This window comes from Cypionkella sp. PAMC25878, assembly GCF_058135695.1.
The window spans coordinates 2660642-2674580 of the sequence record NZ_CM176871.1 but is presented as its reverse complement, the minus strand read 5'-3'; the positions used below and the strand labels follow the sequence as shown (position 1 = coordinate 2674580).

Below are 13939 nucleotides of genomic sequence, written 5' to 3'. Positions count from 1 at the left end.
CCGCGATGCAGGTCATCGCAACACGGCACAGGAGGGCCGTCCATGCTAAACCAATCAATGCTAAAGCGGCGCAATCTCCTGATCGCGGGCGGCGCGACTCTGATTGCCGGAGCAGGCGCTGCGGGGTTTGGCCTGCGTCAGATCGGCTCGATGGCGGACTATACCGCCGCCGTGACCGCCCTGCGCAGGCCGCTGCCCGCCAATCCAGAGGCGCGGGATTTGATCCGCTTTGCCACTTTGGCCGCCAACAGCCACAACACCCAAGCTTGGGATTTTCGGGCGGCGGGCAACAGCATCACCCTCCTGCCCGATCTTACCCGCGCAACACCGGTGGTGGACCCTGACAATCACCACCTGTTCGTCAGTCTGGGCTGTGCCGCCGAAAACCTGTGCATCGCCGCCGCCTCACGCGGGATGCAGGGCGAGGTTCGGTTTGATCGAGACGCTGGCGGTACGCTCAGCTTTTCGTACGCTGCCGGAGCGACGACCGACACCGCCTTGTCGGATGCCATCCCGCTGCGGCAATCGACGCGGGGGATGTATGATGGATCAGCCGTGAGCCCGGCGGAGCTTAGCCGCCTGGCAGAGGCCGCCCGCATGCCGGGTGTTGATCTGATCCTGATCACGGACCCCGACCAGATGGCTCAACTCGGTGATCTGATAGCGACAGGCAATACTGCCCAGATCGCCGACCCGGCCTTCATGGCCGAGTTGAAACAGTGGATGCGGTTCACTCCGCGCCATGCCTTGGACCCAGGCGATGGTCTGTTCAGTGCCACCAGCGGCAATCCGGTGATGCCTAATTGGCTGGGCCGGTTGGTGCTGGATTGGGCCTATACGGCGGAGGCCGAGAACAAGACGAATACGGCTAAGATCACCTCCTCTGCCGGGCTGGCGGTGTTTGTGGCGGCCAAAGAGGATGCAGAACACTGGGTTCAGGCTGGCCGCGTCTGTCAGCGCTTTGCCTTGCAAGCGACGGCGATGGGTTTGAAACAGGCTTTCCTGAACCAGCCGGTCGAGGTGGCGGCTCTGCGACCTGAGCTTGCAGCGCTGATCGGTGTGCCGGGGCGCAGGCCTGATCTGGTGATGCGGTTCGGGCGGGGGGCTGTGATGCCCTATGCGGCGCGGAGGCCAGTTGATGCGGTGTTGTTGTGACCGGGCAGTCGGGCGTCCGGCACAGAAGGGTGGTCTGGTATTGCGGCCCTCTTGGTCTCGCTAAGTGGGAAGCCCACACCATGATGCAAAGGAACACCGCATGGATATCCTGAAATGGTTTGCCGTCAGCCTTGCCGTGCTCACGCTGAGCTACGCGGGCCTGGCTGCTTTTGGCGCGTGGCGCTGGAAGGCGGCGATGCGCGCGCTTGTGGCAGCGCTGGGTGCGAGGCGGCTGGAGGGTGGGGTCACGCGTTACGATGCGGCAGAGATTGTGGGCCTGCCCGCCCCAGTGCGCCGTTATTTTGAACGGGCGCTGCGCCACGGCCAGCCGATCATCCGCGCGGTTGACCTCAGCCAAAGCGGCACCTTCAACCTGAGCCTTGTCACCCCGCAGTGGAAGCCGTTCACAGCGCGCCAGCAGGTCACCACCGCCCGCCCCGGCTTTGTCTGGGACGCCACGATCCTGATGTTTCCTGCCGTGGCGGTCCGGGTGGTGGATGCCTATATCGCGGGCGAGGGCATGCTGCGCCCCGCGATCCTCGGGTTGTTTCCCTTGGGGGCAGTGCAGGGCAAGGGTGAGATCGCGCGCGGCGAATTGATGCGGTATTTCGCCGAAGCGGTCTGGTATCCGACAGCACTTTTGCCCAGTCAGGGCGTGGTCTGGCAGGCGGCGGATGACAGCTCTGCCCGCGCCACGATCAGCGATGGCGAGGTCAGCCTGACCCTGCTGTTTCGGTTTGGCGCGGATGGGCTGGTAGCCGAGGTCCATGCCGACGCGCGCGGCGGCATAGTGGGCAAGAGCGTGGTGATGATGCCGTGGGACTGCCGGATGTCAGAGTATCGGCGGCAAGACGGTATGCTAGTGCCTGTCATGGGAGAGGTGATCTGGCAGACCCCGCAGGGTGAGAAGCCGTATTATCGCGGCAAGATCACGCGGTTGGCCTATACGTTCGAGCAATAATCAACAGGCGTGAAGGTGATGGCGCAAGCCACTGGCCGCTCATCCCGTCACCACGCCTTCCCCCACCACGATCTGCCGCCGACATGTCGCCGCGATCTTCTCATCATGGGTCGAGATCAGGAAGGTGGTGCCTTCGTCGCGGTTGATCTGGCCGATCAGCTCCATCACCTGAATGGCAGAGGCACGGTCAAGGTTGCCGGTGGGTTCGTCCGCCAGCACCAACTCGGGGGAGTTCATCAGCGCACGCGCCACGGCGACACGTTGTTTCTGGCCGCCTGACAGGTTGGTTGACGGAAAATCCACCCGATCTGCCAGCCCCATCCGACTCAGCAGATCCCGCCCCCGCGCCCGCGCCGCAGCGGTTTCGCGGCCCTCGCGCACGGCAGTGGGAAAGATCACGTTCTCCAGCGCAGTAAAGTCGGGCAGCAAGTTGTGAAACTGAAACACAAAGCCGATGTGGCGGTTGCGAAAATCGGTCAGCGCGCGATCATTGGCCGTGGTCAGATCCACCCCCAACATAGTGTGGCTACCCGATGTCGGCTGCATCAGCGTGCCCAGAATGGTCAACAGCGTGCTTTTGCCCGAGCCGGATGGCCCCAGCAGCGCCGACAACTCGCCCTTGTCCATCCGCAGCGATAGCCCGCGCAGCACACGGGTTTCGGCCTCACCCGACCCGAAGGTTTTCACCAAGCCTTCCACCTGCAACAGCGCCTCGGTCATTGTCCGATGGCCGTAACAGGGTCCACCCGCGCCGCAGCACGCGCAGGCAGGATTGCGGCCAAGGTGGCGATGGTGACGGTCAACAGCACCGCCAACGCGAACGCGCCTTCGTGGATATCAATCGGCATCACAGAAGGATGCGCCGCATCGCGCGGCGGAAACGCCTGTAGCACGATATAGCCCAACCCCGCACCCAACAGCCCACCCAGCAAGCCCACCAACGCGCCCTGACTGACGAACACGAACACCACGAAGCGACGACTGGCCCCCATCGCCCGCATGATGCCAATCTCGGCCTTGCGGCGGTAGGTCGACAGCAACAGTGACGACGCGATGCCGATCACGATCGACACCATGGCAAATGTCTTCAACAGCAGCCCAGTCTGGCCCTGCGCCTGCAGCGCTGACATCACTTGCGCGCCTTGCTCGGTCCAAGACTTTGCCTTCATGCCGGTGATCGCAGTGATCCGCAGCGCGGTGGCATCCGCCGTCATCAGATCGGCAAGCTTGATCTCGATCCGCGTCACCCCCTGCGGCAGTGCCATCAGGGTGCGGGCGGTATCAAGACTGACATAGGCAGTCGCGCGATCAAAGCCGCCCTGCCCGATCTTGTAGATGCCCGATACCGTCAGCAAAGCGTTGACCCCTTGGGCTGAATCGAGCCGGATGGTATCGCCCACCGTCAGATCAAGATCATCGGCCAGCGTCTGCCCGATGATGGTAAGCCCGGTGCCAAGCCGGACAGAGCCTGCGACAATGTAGCTGTCCAGTTGCACAATCGCCGATTCCTTGCCCGGCTCGACACCGTTGATTGCCACCTGCGCCACTTGGCCACCTCGGGTGATGAAACCGCTGCCGGTGATCTGGGGGGATACCGCCACCACCCCCGGCAAGGCGGCAATCATCGGCACATAAATCGCCGCGTCGCGCAGAAACGCCTGCCGGAGGGCGGATTTTTCCTGTGCGAACAGGATGTGTCCCAAGTTTTGATCCAGCAAAAGCACCGGGTCTTCGACTTCGGCGACAATGCTGACATGGCTGAGATCGCCCGCGATACTGGCGAGGATGAAGTTCGCCAGACCGCCAATCAGCGCGCTCATAAAGATAAAGATGAACACGCCCAAGGCGACTCCCAGCACCAACAGCGCGGATTGCGCTTTGCTGGACAACAGATAGCGGAAAGCGATTTTGAGCGCGTAAAGCATCAGGGATCGACCTTGGCGGCGGTGGGCACGCTGACGGCCAACCCGTCCGAAAGACCCGTCGCATCGGTGATCACCACATCGCCCGTCGCAAGCCCAGCGGTCACTTGCACCCGGTCTGCGGGCCAATCCACCACGCTGACCTCCCGTCGCACGGCCCGGCCTGCCACCGCGACGAACACCGCCGCACCCGTGGCATCGGTGATCACTGCGGCGCGCGGCACGGCGATTGCCGCCGCCTGCGTCTCAACGATGATATTCGCCGTCACTGTCAGGCCGACGGGTGCCGCCACCGGATCATCAAAGGCGATCTTCACCGCCAGACCACCCGTCGCCGCATCGACCTGCGCCGCCACAAAGCTGACGCGGCCATCCCGCTTGGCGCTATCGCCCTTCAACTGCAAGACGGCGGGCAAGCCCAGAGTGATGCGCGCGGCATAGCCCTCATCTACATCAGTCTCAACTATCAGCTTTCCAAGGTCAGCTATGGAAAACAACGCGGTTGTGACATCGACGACTTGCCCCACTTCGGCGTTCCGGCTTAACACTTTGCCCGCGACCGGAGCCGCAATCGTGTATTTTTCAAGACCGATCTGCGCCTGATCCAGCAAGGCCGTCAGGCGGGCCACCTCTTGCGTGGCGGTCTGCTGCGCTGTTCTGGCATCGCCCAGCGCCGTGCGGGTGATGTTGCCGCCCAAAGCCACGGCCCGCGCAAGATTGGCCTCGGCTTGCGCTTGCGCGGCCAAGCCTGCATCCAACCCCGCGATGGCCTGACGCACCTGCGCCTGCTGCCCCGAGGCATCCATCTGCGCCAGAATCTCGCCTTGCTGAACGACAGCACCCGCCTCGACCAGCACCGCTGTCACCGTGCCAGCAACGGTGGGTTTCACAGCGACCAGATGCTGCGGGGCCAATCGCCCGTTCACCGCCAGAACCAAGATCAGCGGCGCAGGCGTAGCCGTCTCAACGGTCACAGCCAGCCCCTTGCTCGCCCAAGGCTGAACATACCAAAGCGTCGCCGCGACGAGGAAAAGCACCACCAGACCCGCCCAGATACACCGCTTGGGGGTTTGCCTCGGGCTGAGCGTCGGCGACGGCGGCTTTTGCGGCGACACTGTCAACTGACCACCCGTGTTTGGCGTCGCGAGGTCGACGCCCATGCTAAGCGCTGCGCTGCTGGGTGTTTTGGTATCAGACATCCGCCCACCACTGCGACACCGCAAGACGTTCCACCGCCACCATCCGCGCGGCAGACGGGCAGCACCGAAACGATGGCTGAGTTGGTTTCACGGGATCTTTCCTGCAAACGAAAGTCGCACTATGGGCAGCATAGCTAAGCCGAACCTGAAGCGCGTTGATCTGGATCAGCGCGCCGCCGCAACACCGAGGGTGCGGTCATTGCAGGATGCGGCGCACATGCGTAGCCGTCTGTCGTTTCAGTTTGGCACAACAGCCAAGCGCTAAAAAATATCTGTCCTGCGGTCGAAAACCAACCTGAAGCAGTGCCGAGACAGCGCATCTGCGCAATCATCAGCCACGACCTGCCAACGCATCTCTATCCCCAGACGCGTTGGCGCAAGACCGCCATGCCCGGTGCGCCTGCCCCCCCTTGTTGCAGCACCGGGCGGGCAATCTTGTTTGTTAGGCAGTGCACGGCGCGGCCTTTTATCAGAATGCAGAGGTCATATGCGCGATCTTATGCTGTGGGAGCGCGGCGCATCTCCTTCATTCAGCCTATAGATTTTTCCGAGTTTTCAGCGATTTCCACGGATTTTCCTGTGTGTTTGCGGTAACGATCGTCTTTCACAGCCGAAATTCTCGATTTCCTTTCCCAGCCATCGGCGATTTGGGGTGACGCTGCTTGGCAGCTCTGACACATTCGCTATGATGACGCGGTGCGCGGTGGAGCTGTCGTCTTTGTCACCACGCGGATGCGGGTGGATCAAACCCTTGCCGTTTCGGTGGATCGGGCTTTTGTCCACGGTCCCGCAACAAAGGCAAGGCCCGCATGACTTCCCCTGACATTTTGATCATCGGCTCTGGCATGGGTGGGGCGACGCTAGCGGCGGCTTTGGCACCCTCGGGCAAGCGGATTGTGATCCTTGAGCGCGGCGATTGGTTGGCCGATTGCCCCGAGGCACGCGATCCTTGGGCGGTGTTTGGCTCGGGGCATTTCAGCCCAAAAGAGACGTGGTATGATGCCGAAGGCGGCACGTTTACCCCGAACAATTACTACCATCCCGGCGGCAATTCGAAATTCTATGGCGCGGTGCTGATGCGCTACCGCGCAGAAGATTTCCAACCCCTGCGGCACATGGGCGGCACCGCTCCCGGCTGGCCGATGTCTTATGATGAGTTTGAGCCCGACTATCAAGCGGCGGAGGAAATGTACGAAGTGCGCGGCAGAATGGGTGAAGATCCGACCGAGCCGCACCATTCCCGCCCCTACCCTTTCCCGCCGGTGCCGCATGAGCCCGATATGCTCAATTTGTGCAACCGTCTGAAAGCGCAGGGTTTACATCCGGGACCGCTGCCGTTGGGTGTCGATATTGATCTGTGGCTCAAAGGAGGCCCGCTGACCTTTGACGGCTTTCCCAACACCCGTGGCGGCAAAAGCGATGCAGAGACCATTGGGCTTGCCGCCGCCTTGAAACACCCGAATGTGACGTTGATCACCAAGGCGAAGGTGACGCGCTTGATCGCTGAGGCCGGCAAGATCACAGCGGTAGAATATGAACAGGACGGCGCGACGCTGCGAATTTCGGCCCCGCTTGTCTGCCTGTGCGCGGGCGCGGTGAAATCGGCTTGTTTGCTTTTGGCCTCGGCAGACAGCTCGCATCCGACTGGATTGGCAAATAGCTCGGATCAGGTTGGGCGAAACTTTATGAACCACAATATTACTGCTGTGCTGGGGGTCAGCCCGTTCCGCCGCAACCGCTCGGTCTATGAAAAGACCATCCAGATGAACGACTGGTATCTGACGGGTGGCCCGAAGGGTGAGCCTCTGGGCAATGTGCAAATGCTGGGGCGGATCACCGGCGAGATCATGGCGGCGGAATCCGGCCTACCTTTGCCAATCTCGCGCTGGCTGGCGGATCATTCGGTGCATCTGATGACGATGTCGGAAGACCTGCCGAACCCCGAAAGCCGGGTGTTCCTGCGCGATGGCCAGATCGTGTTGAAATGGCAACGCTCCAACTGGCAGGCGCATGTGGCACTGAACGCTAAGCTGAAAGCTGTGCTGAAAAAGGCGGGCTGGCCGCTGGTGCTGACCAAGACCTTTGAGAAACGCACCCCCAGCCACCAATGCGGCACGGCGCGGATGGGGGCGGACCCTAGCACAAGCGTGGTCAACCCGTTCTGCCGCAGCCATGATCTGGCGAACCTGTTCATCGTCGATGCCTCGGTGCTGCCGACGTCTGCGGCGGCCAATCCCTCACTGACCGTCGCGGCTTTGGCGTTGCGCACCGCGCGGCATATCTTGCAGGCGCAGGAGTGAACAGCTTAGGCCCTGCCCGCCCGCTGAAAGGCATTCTGCTGGTGGTGCTGGCGACACTGGCCTTTGCCAGTGCTGATGTGCTGACCAAAAGGTTGACGCAAAACCACCCGATCCCGGTGGTGATTGCGGTGCGCTATCTGGTCAATCTGGGCTTACTGTTGCTGTTTCTTTATCCCCGTATCGGGCCGCAGCTTTGGCGCGTGCAAAACTTCAAACTGGTGTTTGTGCGCGGGTTTTGCCTTGCACTGGCCTCGCTGACCATGGGCCTTGCGCTGCGGCTGATGCCGGTCGGCGAGACGGTGGCGATTGTCTATCTGTCCCCCTTTGCCGTGATGTTGCTGGCGATCCCATTGCTGGGCGAGAAGGTCAGCCCGATGGGATGGCTCTGGGCTGCGCTTGGCTTTGCCGGCGTTTTGCTGATCCTGCGCCCCGGTGGCGGTCTTGACCCTTGGGGTGTAGCCTTCGCGCTGATGAACGCCTGCCTTGCCACCGGCTATCACCTGCTGACCCGCAAACTGGCGGGCCATGAAAGCACGATGGCAATGCTGTTTCACACCGCACTGGTGGGTTCGGTGTTCTTCGGGATCGGTTCGCTAACATCCTTGGATCAGCTGCATTTCACAGCCCCCGATCTGGCATGGATGGCAGCTTTGGGCGTGCTGGCGACGCTGGGGCATTTCCTATTCACCGCCGCTTATCGTGAAGCCCCGGCCTCGCTGCTCGCCCCGGTGAACTATCTGCATCTGGTCTGGGCGGCAGGGCTTGGCGTGGTGATCTTTGGCCATACGCCGGATGCGATCAGCCTGGTCGGCATGGCGCTGGTCTGCACCTCGGGTATCGCCAATGCCATCCGGGCCAAGCGCGCTTAACCCTCCAGCCCCCGACCCTCCAACCCCCGCGTCATCGCCTCGACCAAAGCCGCGACCTCGCCCGGCAACTGCTCGCGCGGGGTGGCGACAAAGCGCGCAGTCAGCGCCAGCATCACCACGCCATGCACGGCGGCAAACACCGTCAGTGCGCGCTGGCGCAGGGCTGCCCCCGCCAGATCGGGGCGCAGCTTTGACAGCGGCGCTATAATTTGCGCAATCAGCACCGCATGTTCATCCCGGTGCCAATCCGGGGCCTCGATGCCTTCCGGCAAGCGATGGGTGAACAAAGCCGCCCACAGCCGGAAGTTCTGCAAGGCAAAGCCAACATAACCCTGCGCCAGTTCGGCCATCACCGCGCGCGGCCCATGCCCCGGCACCACCGCCGCCTGCAACGCCACCCCTAACCGTGCGAGGGTTCGCGAGTTCACCTGCAGGATCAACCGATCCAAATCCTCAAACGCGGTATAGAGCGCACCCAAAGCACAGCCCGCATCCGCCGTCACATCGCGCGCCTTCAGCCCGTTCAGACCACCCAAAGCGATTCTGGCCTCGGCAGCGTCGATCAGCCGTTGCTTCAGTCCTTCGCGCTGTTCTTCGCGATTGTTGCGCATTTCGCCCTCAATTGCTTCATGAACGATGTTCATTATATTCTTGAACGGCGTTCACGCTTCTGCCATACAGAGTTCATGAACACGGTTCATAACAAGGGAGATTGAAATGTTCAAACTGTTTGTCACCCTGCTGCGCGGTCGCAACGCCGATGCGGCCGACGCTTTGACCGATACGCTGGCGCTGCCGATCCTGCGCCAACAGCTGCGCGATTGCGCCGGTGGTGTCGAGGCCGCCCGCCGCGCTGTGGCGATGGTGATGGCCTATGCCGAGCGGGAACGCAAAGCCTCGGCCCGCATCAGCGCGCAACTCGCCGATCTGGAAACCCGCGCATTGGACGCCTTGGCGCAGGGCCGCGACGATCTGGCGACCGAAGCCGCAGGAGCAATTGCGCAACTGGAGGCTGAGGCTGCCACCACCGCCCGCGCTTTGGCGACCTATGACGCCGAGATTGCCCACCTTCGCGCCGTTCTGGCTGATGCCGAGACCCGTTTGCGTGATCTACAACGCGGCCAACGCCTTGCGATTGCCACCGATCATACCCAGCGCCTGCATGGGGCAGCAGCCGTCGCCACCTTGACCGAGGCCGAAGCCACCCTCGCCCGCCTGCAAGAACGCCAATCCAACCTCGACACCGCCCGCGCCGCTATGTTGGAGCTTTCCGCCTCGACCAATGCCGAAGCGATGCAGAACCGTCTGGCTGCTGCGGGCTGTGGCGCACCCCTGCGCCCCGATGCGGCGTCAGTTCTTCAACGCCTGAAGGCCCGCGCGGCGTAAGGCGCGCCGCCGACATCCCCTCAACCCATTCAAAGGTTTAAGAAAATGAACGACGTGCTCGCCGCCAAACCCTCGTCCGCCTGGACCATGTTCACCTACCTTAACTTCGTCGTCGCCGCCGTGATGATGGCAGGCGGGATCTATTTCCTTGAGGCCAGCTTTGCCGCCAAGGGCTTTTATGCCATGGCCGCGCTGATGCTGGTCAGTTCCACCGCCGCAATCACCAAATCCATCCGCGACGCCGAGGAATCGCAGCGCCTGCACAACAAGATCGACGAGGCCCGCACCGAGCGTCTGTTGATGGAAGTCAACACGCCACGCAGCTAAGATTAGGTGAACCGGGGTCGCGCCATCGGTGCGGCCTCGTGCTTTCGCGACCCCACGCTTTCGAGACACAGTGCTTTGTTGGAGATAATGATGCCCCCCCAGCCCCTCACCCCGCTGCGCCGTTTTGGGCGCGGGCTTGGCCATCTTGGCTTTGTTCTCCTGCTGGCGCTTGGCACGGCTTGGACCGCGACCGCGCTTTATATTCAACTGCACGGCTGGGTGCAGATCGCCGCTTGGGTGGCCTTGGGATTTGCCGTGCCGGCAGTGCTGACCTTGCGCTTTGGAAAACGCCGCTTGGGCTGGCTGGGCTTTGCGATTGTGGCCTTGGCGGTGGCTGGTTGGTACATGACCATCCATCCAAGGCAAGACCGCGACTGGGCACCGGATGTCGCACATGGGGTGTGGGGCGTGGTCGAAGGCGATCAAGTGACGCTCAACAATGTGCGGGATTTCGACTGGACCTCGGATGCAGAGGCGATCCCGCTTTGGGAAAGCCGCAGCTATGATCTGAGCCAGCTTGAAACCGTCGATATGATCACCTCAACCTGGGGCGACCCGAACATCGCGCATCTGATCGTCAGCTTTGGCTTTCAGGGCGGCAATCACGTCGCCTTCTCGGTCGAGATTCGCAAAGAGAAGGGGGAGGGTTTCTCCTCAATCGGCGGGTTTTTCCGGCAGTTTGAACTGGTGCTGATTGCAGCGGATGAGGCCGATGTGGTGAAGGTTCGCACCAATTTCCGGGGCGAAGATGTGCATCTGTTCCCGGTCAAACTTGACGCCGCGCAACGCCGCGCGTTGTTGCTGCGCTATATCGCTTTCGGCAACCAACTGGCCGCGGCCCCAGTGTTTTACAACACAGTCACTGCCAACTGCGCCTCGACGGTGTACAGTCTGGTGCAGGTGATCAAGCCGGATATGCCCTTGGACTCTCGGTTGCTGTTTTCGGGACAACTGCCGAAATATATTGATGAATTGGGTGGGCTGCCGGGCGATATACCGATGGATCAGCGTCGCAAGCTGGCGGCGATCAGTGCTTTGGCGCAGACGTGGCAGGCCGGGCAGGATTTCTCGGCCCTGATCCGGGGGCAGTAGGTTTTGCGCAGCTTTACTGCATCGACCAAGCCGGAGGGTTCACACACCCATGCCATTGGTCTCTTGAACCAATGGCAAACCCCGTGGGATATTTGAGCACAGAGGATGATACTTTTAGATAAGGTTAGCGAGTTTTGAGGCTAATCCACGAGATCGAGATACACCCCGTTCGACCAGCCAAAGCCGTCCTGCAGCGCGTATTCGCCGCCTGTGCTGGGTGCCAGCGGGTCTAACACATTGTATTTCTCAACGAATTTACCACTGGCATAGAACACTGCATCGCAGGTCGCAAGCCAGCGCAGGCGCAGCGTTTCCGCCAGATCATCCAAGCCATACCGCCGCAGCCCCTGCACGGCGATCCATTGCAAGGGCGCCCAGCCGTTCGGACTATCCCATTGCTGGCCCGAGGTGATGTTGGAGGTCAGCAATCCCCCCGCGCGCAGCAGATGGGTTTCCATCCAACGAGCAGCGGTTTCGGCTTGGGCTTGAGTCGCGGCCCCTGCGTAAAGCGGAAATATCCCTGCGGCGGTGGTCAGCAGATTCGGTGTGCCATCAGCGATCAGTACATCATGAAAATAGCCCGTTTCGGCACTGTAAAAGCGCTTTGAGATTGCGCCGCGCCGCTGGTCGGCAACGGCGGCATAAGAGTGGTCGCCCGAGGCTTCGGCGAGGATTTCCTCATAGCGCAATAGTAAGCAGTTCAGATCCACCGCCCAGAGATCGGTGGTGCGAATCGTGGTCAGATCCTGCGGATCGGTCAGCCAGCGCGCCGAGAAATCCCAACCACTTTCGCAGGCCGCGCGCAGGTTGCGAAAATAGCCGTCGGCGACGCCGTTGTGCTGCGCCTCCAGATCAGTGCCATACATCTCAATACGCGGGCCCGCGGCTTCATCCCAGTAACGTGCAAGGCTTTGATACGTGTGGTCGCTATGGATGAAATATCCGTATTCGCGTTGCATCGCAGGCAGATAGCGGGCGTAAGCCGCAGGCAGATCGCCCACGGCGCGGCCATAATCCTGCACCATTTGCGCGAAGAATGGCGGCTGCGCGCGGGTCAGGAAATAGCTGCGAAAGCCGTTGGGGATATGGCCGATCTCCTTGATCGCATAGGCGAAATTCTCCAGCATATCGCGCACCAGCGCGGTTTGTCCGGTTTTCAGCAGGCCGAGTTGGGTGAAATAGCTGTCCCAATAATACGCCTCTTGGAACCGCCCGCCGACCACAACGTAAGGATGCGGCAAAGCAAAGCGGCTGGAGCGTTCGTTTGGATCATCGGCGGGTCGGATCAGATGCGGCCAGATCGCCGCCAGATGCTGTTTGGGGCTATGCGTGGGATCGGTGTGATAGGCGGCCTCGAAGGCAGCCACGGGGCGAAAATGACCGGCATAAAACGCTTTCAAATCGACAGCACCCCGCACCTTTGCGGCATGATAGGCGCGCAGGATTTCCGGTGCTGGCGACAGCAAGATTGAATCGGAGATCGCCTTCTCATCCGGCCAAATCCCTGACAGATGCAGGTCTTTGAACAGATCGCCTAAGCTGTGCTCTAAATGTTCCAAGATGTCCTCCGCAGCGGTCTATCCTCTCCAAAGCGCATTAAAATTCCGCGCGCAAGGGCGGTGTTTCTGGCAAGCATAAAAATCGCCCCCTAGCGCAGCTCCATCCGTAAATATTGCTCACGCAGGGCGGCTGGCGACAAACCATAGCCCGCCTTGAACTGTGCGTAAAACTGGCTGATCGAGGAGAACCCCGAAGCTTCCACCACCGTCGCAATCGCCAGCGAGCTTTCCACCAGCAGCGCCCGCGCCCGCATCAGCCGCATGCGGATCACAAACTGCTTCAAGGGCGCGCGCATCACTTGGGTGAACAGTGACAAGGCGTAATTCTCATGCAGGCCAGTCACCGCCGTGATATCGGAATTGCGCAGCGGCTTTTCTAGATTTTCCAGAACATGCCGCACCATCGCGATCACATGTCTTATATGCGCCGAACTTAGCGCGCGATCGCCGGAAGCATCATGTTGCGGCGGCCGCAGGAAGGTCAACTCGCCCAAAGCCGCGCGGCGGAACAGCGCGTTCAGCTCCATCTTCACCACCTCGGCGCGCTCAAAATCCCCCGAGCGGTAATCAGCATACCAGCGCTTCAACTGCTCTGCCGAACAAAGCGATTCAGGCAGTACGATCATACCGCCGCCCAGTAAAGCCACCTGCAATCCGGCGATGTGGTTCATGATCAGAAACGCATCTAACGGCAGGTAAATATTACATAATTTTTGGCTATATCCCGGCAGCTTGGTGATCTTGGTCAACTGATGCGGCACCCCCGCCCAGAACACCACCAGACGGTTAGCAGGCAGGGTCAGCACCTGCCCGTCGACCTGATATTCCATCTCAAAATCAGTGGCGAAATTGGCCTCGATATGGCCATGCCAATGCGGCTGCGTCATCAGAACCGGATCAAAGATGCGGATGCCAAAGCGGCCAAAGGCGCGTTTTGTCGAGTAGAAATGCCGCTCATGGCTGAGCACCGCCATGCCGGATCGTGCCGTAGTTGCGTCCTTCATGGCTTCCCCTCCCGGTTGATCTTAGGAAACCAGAAAACAATCTGCCAATCCGATATTGTTGTAAAGCCCGTTGATGCCGCAGAGTGATGCCGCCAACCTCGGGAGGAATCGGCGGTTGGGGCAAGCTTAAAATCAAGAACGCGATCTTAACCAGACAGAAACCCG

At 61.1% G+C, this 13939-nt stretch carries 13 protein-coding genes; 7 read left to right on the top strand and 6 right to left on the bottom strand.

All coding sequences use genetic code 11. The features are described 5' to 3' along the window. Window positions 1-42 precede the first annotated feature (42 nt). The gene (locus tag ACS5RD_RS12950; protein ID WP_489927772.1) at window positions 43-1155 is read left to right on the top strand and encodes an Acg family FMN-binding oxidoreductase; all 1113 of its coding nucleotides are present in this window, start codon (window positions 43-45) and stop codon (window positions 1153-1155) included. 100 nt (window positions 1156-1255) lie between these two features. Then, a complete protein-coding gene (locus tag ACS5RD_RS12945; RefSeq protein WP_489927771.1) occupies window positions 1256-2116 on the top strand; it encodes a DUF6920 family protein in 861 nt (286 codons plus the stop codon). Window positions 2117-2155: 39 nt separating this feature from the next. Here ACS5RD_RS12945 and ACS5RD_RS12940 read toward each other — a convergent pair whose 3' ends face one another. Genes ACS5RD_RS12940 through ACS5RD_RS12930 form a run of 3 tightly spaced genes read right to left on the bottom strand, consistent with a single transcriptional unit; the run spans window position 2156 to window position 5237 of the window. Next, window positions 2156-2836 (bottom strand): ABC transporter ATP-binding protein, encoded by a 681-nt coding sequence (locus ACS5RD_RS12940; protein WP_489927770.1) that lies wholly within the window; start codon window positions 2834-2836, stop codon window positions 2156-2158. Next, window positions 2833-4041, bottom strand: coding sequence for an ABC transporter permease (locus ACS5RD_RS12935; protein WP_489927769.1), 1209 nt, complete (start codon window positions 4039-4041; stop codon window positions 2833-2835). Before ACS5RD_RS12935 ends, ACS5RD_RS12940 begins: the two co-directional genes overlap by 4 nt. After that, the gene (locus ACS5RD_RS12930) at window positions 4041-5237 is read right to left on the bottom strand and encodes an efflux RND transporter periplasmic adaptor subunit (protein ID WP_489927768.1); all 1197 of its coding nucleotides are present in this window, start codon (window positions 5235-5237) and stop codon (window positions 4041-4043) included. The genes ACS5RD_RS12935 and ACS5RD_RS12930 overlap by 1 nt, the downstream gene beginning before the upstream one ends. A gap of 809 nt (window positions 5238-6046) precedes the next feature. Between ACS5RD_RS12930 and ACS5RD_RS12925 the strand changes: the two genes are divergently transcribed. Continuing rightward, window positions 6047-7537, top strand: a complete 1491-nt coding sequence (locus ACS5RD_RS12925) for a GMC oxidoreductase (RefSeq protein ID WP_489927767.1) — start codon at window positions 6047-6049, stop codon at window positions 7535-7537. Beyond that, complete coding sequence (locus ACS5RD_RS12920; protein WP_489927766.1) at window positions 7534-8406, top strand: DMT family transporter; 873 nt, start codon at window positions 7534-7536, stop codon at window positions 8404-8406. Before ACS5RD_RS12925 ends, ACS5RD_RS12920 begins: the two co-directional genes overlap by 4 nt. On the opposite strand, the gene ACS5RD_RS12915 is transcribed toward ACS5RD_RS12920, so the two are convergent. Next, window positions 8403-9017, bottom strand: a complete 615-nt coding sequence (locus ACS5RD_RS12915) for a TetR/AcrR family transcriptional regulator (RefSeq protein WP_054008822.1) — start codon at window positions 9015-9017, stop codon at window positions 8403-8405. The two genes, ACS5RD_RS12920 and ACS5RD_RS12915, sit on opposite strands and share 4 nt — an antisense overlap. 106 nt (window positions 9018-9123) lie before the next feature. Between ACS5RD_RS12915 and ACS5RD_RS12910 the strand changes: the two genes are divergently transcribed. The 3 genes from ACS5RD_RS12910 (at window position 9124) to ACS5RD_RS12900 (ending at window position 11211) form a co-directional block, all read left to right on the top strand. After that, on the top strand, window positions 9124-9792 hold the full coding sequence (locus tag ACS5RD_RS12910) for a PspA/IM30 family protein (protein ID WP_489927765.1): 669 nt from the start codon (window positions 9124-9126) through the stop codon (window positions 9790-9792). Window positions 9793-9837: 45 nt separating this feature from the next. After that, window positions 9838-10119, top strand: a complete 282-nt coding sequence (locus ACS5RD_RS12905) for a YiaA/YiaB family inner membrane protein (protein WP_054008760.1) — start codon at window positions 9838-9840, stop codon at window positions 10117-10119. Between the two features lie 90 nt (window positions 10120-10209). Continuing rightward, window positions 10210-11211, top strand: a complete 1002-nt coding sequence (locus ACS5RD_RS12900; protein ID WP_489927764.1) for an Lnb N-terminal periplasmic domain-containing protein — start codon at window positions 10210-10212, stop codon at window positions 11209-11211. Window positions 11212-11351: 140 nt separating this feature from the next. Here ACS5RD_RS12900 and ACS5RD_RS12895 read toward each other — a convergent pair whose 3' ends face one another. Together ACS5RD_RS12895 and ACS5RD_RS12890 are read right to left on the bottom strand one after the other, a co-directional pair. Beyond that, entirely contained in the window at window positions 11352-12770 is a 1419-nt protein-coding gene (locus ACS5RD_RS12895) for a trehalase family glycosidase (protein ID WP_489927763.1), read from the bottom strand. Window positions 12771-12859: 89 nt separating this feature from the next. Next, a complete protein-coding gene (locus ACS5RD_RS12890; protein WP_489927762.1) occupies window positions 12860-13774 on the bottom strand; it encodes a helix-turn-helix domain-containing protein in 915 nt (304 codons plus the stop codon). Window positions 13775-13939 lie beyond the last annotated feature (165 nt).

Excerpts from the sequence above, each read along its gene's own strand:
- ACS5RD_RS12925 (WP_489927767.1), top strand. The coding sequence starts at position 6,047 with ATGACTTCCCCTGACATTTTGATCATCGGCTCTGGCATGGGTGGGGCG.
- ACS5RD_RS12915 (WP_054008822.1), bottom strand. The coding sequence starts at position 9,017 with ATGCGCAACAATCGCGAAGAACAGCGCGAAGGACTGAAGCAACGGCTG.
- ACS5RD_RS12945 (WP_489927771.1), top strand. The coding sequence starts at position 1,256 with ATGGATATCCTGAAATGGTTTGCCGTCAGCCTTGCCGTGCTCACGCTG.
- ACS5RD_RS12910 (WP_489927765.1), top strand. The coding sequence starts at position 9,124 with ATGTTCAAACTGTTTGTCACCCTGCTGCGCGGTCGCAACGCCGATGCG.
- ACS5RD_RS12900 (WP_489927764.1), top strand. The coding sequence starts at position 10,210 with ATGCCCCCCCAGCCCCTCACCCCGCTGCGCCGTTTTGGGCGCGGGCTT.
- ACS5RD_RS12890 (WP_489927762.1), bottom strand. The coding sequence starts at position 13,774 with ATGAAGGACGCAACTACGGCACGATCCGGCATGGCGGTGCTCAGCCAT.
- ACS5RD_RS12950 (WP_489927772.1), top strand. The coding sequence starts at position 43 with ATGCTAAACCAATCAATGCTAAAGCGGCGCAATCTCCTGATCGCGGGC.
- ACS5RD_RS12905 (WP_054008760.1), top strand. The coding sequence starts at position 9,838 with ATGAACGACGTGCTCGCCGCCAAACCCTCGTCCGCCTGGACCATGTTC.
- ACS5RD_RS12930 (WP_489927768.1), bottom strand. The coding sequence starts at position 5,237 with ATGTCTGATACCAAAACACCCAGCAGCGCAGCGCTTAGCATGGGCGTC.
- ACS5RD_RS12940 (WP_489927770.1), bottom strand. The coding sequence starts at position 2,836 with ATGACCGAGGCGCTGTTGCAGGTGGAAGGCTTGGTGAAAACCTTCGGG.
- ACS5RD_RS12935 (WP_489927769.1), bottom strand. The coding sequence starts at position 4,041 with ATGCTTTACGCGCTCAAAATCGCTTTCCGCTATCTGTTGTCCAGCAAA.